The organism is Leuconostoc falkenbergense (assembly GCF_014634805.1).
In the GTDB taxonomy this organism is placed as follows: domain Bacteria; phylum Bacillota; class Bacilli; order Lactobacillales; family Lactobacillaceae; genus Leuconostoc; species Leuconostoc falkenbergense.
This window is the reverse complement of record NZ_BMBS01000067.1, coordinates 1-3,609: the sequence shown is the minus strand read 5'-3', so window position 1 is coordinate 3,609 and position 3,609 is coordinate 1. Positions and strand designations below refer to the sequence as shown.

Genomic DNA, 3,609 nt, shown 5'->3' with positions numbered 1-3,609 from the left:
TTGAGTATCGCTTAGCTTTCATAATATAAAAAAACTCCTATACTTGATTATCTCGGATTATGCCCTAGAAATAAAGCAGTCCGGATTTTCAGTATACGAGCACAAGGTATTAAGGGTGAGAAAGGTGACAAAGGCGATACGGGTACTGTTGACAATGCCGGCTTGACATCAGCGCCAGCTTTTGTTGAGCTTCAAACACAAGTTAATAATAGTGCTGTGGGAACTAACTTGTTAACTAATTCTAATTTTTCATCTGGACTAGGTAATTGGATGATAAATAAAGGAACTAATGCAGATTGTAAAGCAGCAGTAACAACTGATTCTGATGGCGACACTTGTATTCATATCACTGGGACTGGAAATGCGCTTGGTTTATATTGTAGTCCAGTATCTTTTAACCAAAATCAGGTAACGACTGGTTCAACATTGGTAAAAGGAACTGGTACAGTTAATGTGGTTGGGTTTGGGTATAAACCCGCCTATAATTTTGGCACAATTTCACCAGGATCTTATTCTAAGGTTGGTTCAACAATGAAGGCGGATTCCGGCCGACCCATTTTTCGTGCTTATTTCAATTCTGTTGCTGGTGTATTAGACATATACATTAAGTTTGTCAAGCTTGAAACTGGTTCTCGTGCAACTGATTGGTCAGCTAATCCATCAGAAGTTTTGACGAAATCAGATTACGCAAAAATACAAGCAGCTATTGTAGCGCTAGGAGGTTCTTTGAAATGAGTTTTGATTTAAGCGAATTCTTAACAGAAGGGTTAATTAGTAGTGTTAACGATGGATTGATTCCGTCGGACTTAGCAACTGTTTACGCTGGAAATTATCTAGTAAAATCACTGATTACCCAAGATCAGGTTACTCAAGTGTCCGACGCAATTACAGCCTATTCTGCGCCTCACTCACCCGCACCAGAAGATTATATTTAAAGGAGATCACATGCAAGTAAATAGTATTTCAGATGTTATTATCGCAATCGCTTTGGCAGCTATTCCAATCATTGGTGGTTGGATTGGTAAAGTCATTACTGGTAATAGCAAAGCTACAACGTTGATTAACGTTCTATCACCATTGGCTAAGGCTGCAATCGTAGCCATGCAAAAGTTAGGTGTGACGCAATATTTAGAGGGCGAAGCTAAGAAGTCTGGTGCCGTTGATATTGTCAAGCAAGCGTTATCAGCGCTAGGGTTATCAGACGCCGATGAAGCAATAATCAAGAACGCTATTGAAAAAGAATATGCTGTATTGATTAATGAATTGAATCAGACGTACCCACAGATAACGGCTGAACAAGCTAAAGCGCAAGAGGCAGCAACACAACAAGCTAGTGAAGTAGCGAAAGTTGATGAGTTAGCCAAAGCACAACAGGCATTAGCTGATGCACAAGCAAAGGTTAACGCCTTACAGAAATGAATAGATTAAAAACCGCCCGACTGGATTATTTCCGGTTGGGTGGTTTTTTGATTGTACGATGAATATGTGTTATTGTTGTTTCAATATATTAATAAAAAATTTGGAAACACTTATCATGATAATAGTAGATGAATCAGGCAGTATCACTAGGAACGAAAATCCTTGGAATAGATATTTTATAATTTCTGTGATCGAAACACAAGAACCAAAAAATGTCATTAGATACTTTAGAAAAGCTAAAGAAAACTATATAAAACACCATCCTGGTAAATGCAAAAACATGGATATCACAAAAGAAATAAAAGGCTCTTCAATGTCTTGCAAAATGAAATCCTATATCTTTTCGGAGCTGCGTAATCACACTGATATCACTTTCAACTATATTATTATCGACAACTGGAATTTGAAACCTCAATTGTACGAAGATCCGGAGAGATGTTTTAATTTTATAATACAGAAATACTTTAGCAGACTTAGAGGTCGCAAAAGCGATGTGGTTGATATATTGATTGACGAAAGAAATTGCACAGTTAAAAGCGTTAACAGCTTGTCAATGTATTTGCGCATTGCCCTGTGTTTAGAAAAAGATATTTTTAAAGATATTTCGAGTTGCTTATATGGAAATTCAAAAGCCTCTGACTTAATTCAAGTTGCTGATTTATTTGCAAACTGTCTTGAAAGGGCATGCCGAAGTCAAGCGCTTGGCCAAACAAATTCTGGCAATATTAGATCGATAAATATAACGCAGACAAATCACAATATGTATTTTCCTTACCAGTATAATGAAATTAGTTTTTTTAGTTAAATAGCTTGTATTTATAACAAGTGATGTGTTATTATTGGTGTGAAGGGTACTGTAATTCTTGCCAATCTGCGAACACACATTTCCTAAAATGTAAATAACGTAAGTTGCCTGTATGGTAATCAGACACATGTATGGCCCTTCTAATAGGAACTTTAGCACCGCATAACTGCGGTTTTTTATTTGCACTAAACCCGCACAAGTGATACCATTAAATAGCCCAACAAACACGGTCGTAAGTATACAATTTGTTTGTTGGGTTTTAATTTGCATTAGTATGTGAATAATTGTACAATAAAATCAAATGCAATAGCATTTTACCCAACAGAACACCAGCGCTTTTCTATTTTGTAATCCTTTAAACTAACATACCTGTTGGGTTTTTTATTTGCATTTAAAATTTAAATAGCTTACAATAAGTAAGCCTTATGTTGACACTACCCAACAGAATCATAATTTCATCTCTCCCAGACTTTAATTGTATGTATCCTTCTGCTGGGTTTTAATTTGTGATAAATTAAATGAGTAGTTCTTTCAAGGGTGGACTACAAGCTCAGCGGGTTAATTGATGTTACACTGTTGAGCTTTTTTATTACCCAAAAATAAATTACATGATACAATAATTACACAGCTCAACAACGGCTCTTTTGAATGTTATCTCTTTTGGTTTTTATGTTTACGTGTTGTTGAGCTTTTTGTTTGACTAATTAAGCTATGTAGTGATAATATATAAGCATAGTAGGTGACTATTTAGCCCGATGTGTCCTAACATTAATTCATAATATGCAAACTCTCCCATGTCGGGTTTTTTATTTGCAATAAATAAAATACAATGTTATTACTTATGTAAGAAATATTTCTGCTACAATGTAAATCTCACTGGAATATGTTAAGCGTAATGTTATCCTGATAACAAAGTACGCGAGGTACATTGGGTCGACCTAGCACGGGTCGATTTTTTATTTGCCCTCAACCCGCACAAGTGATACAATTTAATAGCTCAATAAACATGTTCTTTGAACAGTACAAATTATTCTCTCTCTCAATGAATAGTGTTTGTTGGGTTTTTATTTGCTATAAATTAGTAGGTGATATACAATAAACATGTGAGTAGATACCTCAATTATACTCACTCCCCCAAGTGTACGTCTCCCCAAGATGTGCACTTTTAATTTGCTTTATTTTAGTAAGCGCGTTATGCTTGCTTCAAACACAGAATGTGTTTTACCCAAAAGTGGTTTTTCAACGTACTATAATGCTTCGCGGTTAATCCTTTATAATCAAAATCAACCCCTTTGGGGTTTTTATATTTGGTAGATTGCAAGAATTAACCGAACACTGCAAACTGCTGAAAAACCTTTCGTGGTGATTGCCAGTTGAGTGTTTTC

3 protein-coding genes and 1 pseudogene are annotated in these 3,609 nt (G+C 35.8%); all 4 read left to right on the top strand.

Going from position 1 to position 3,609, the window contains the following annotated elements:
- Positions 1 to 102: 102 nt before the first annotated feature.
- Positions 103 to 735, top strand: a pseudogene (locus IEU71_RS09740) (collagen-like protein); the annotation flags it as partial.
- Complete coding sequence (locus IEU71_RS09735) at positions 732 to 935, top strand: hypothetical protein (RefSeq protein ID WP_004913572.1); 204 nt, start codon at positions 732 to 734, stop codon at positions 933 to 935. The pseudogene IEU71_RS09740 and the gene IEU71_RS09735, both read left to right, overlap by 4 nt.
- A 10-nt stretch (positions 936 to 945) precedes the next feature.
- Positions 946 to 1,419, top strand: a complete 474-nt coding sequence (locus tag IEU71_RS09730; protein WP_004913569.1) for a holin — start codon at positions 946 to 948, stop codon at positions 1,417 to 1,419.
- Between the two features lie 115 nt (positions 1,420 to 1,534).
- On the top strand, positions 1,535 to 2,224 hold the full coding sequence (locus tag IEU71_RS09725) for a DUF3800 domain-containing protein (RefSeq protein ID WP_004913565.1): 690 nt from the start codon (positions 1,535 to 1,537) through the stop codon (positions 2,222 to 2,224).
- Positions 2,225 to 3,609 lie beyond the last annotated feature (1,385 nt).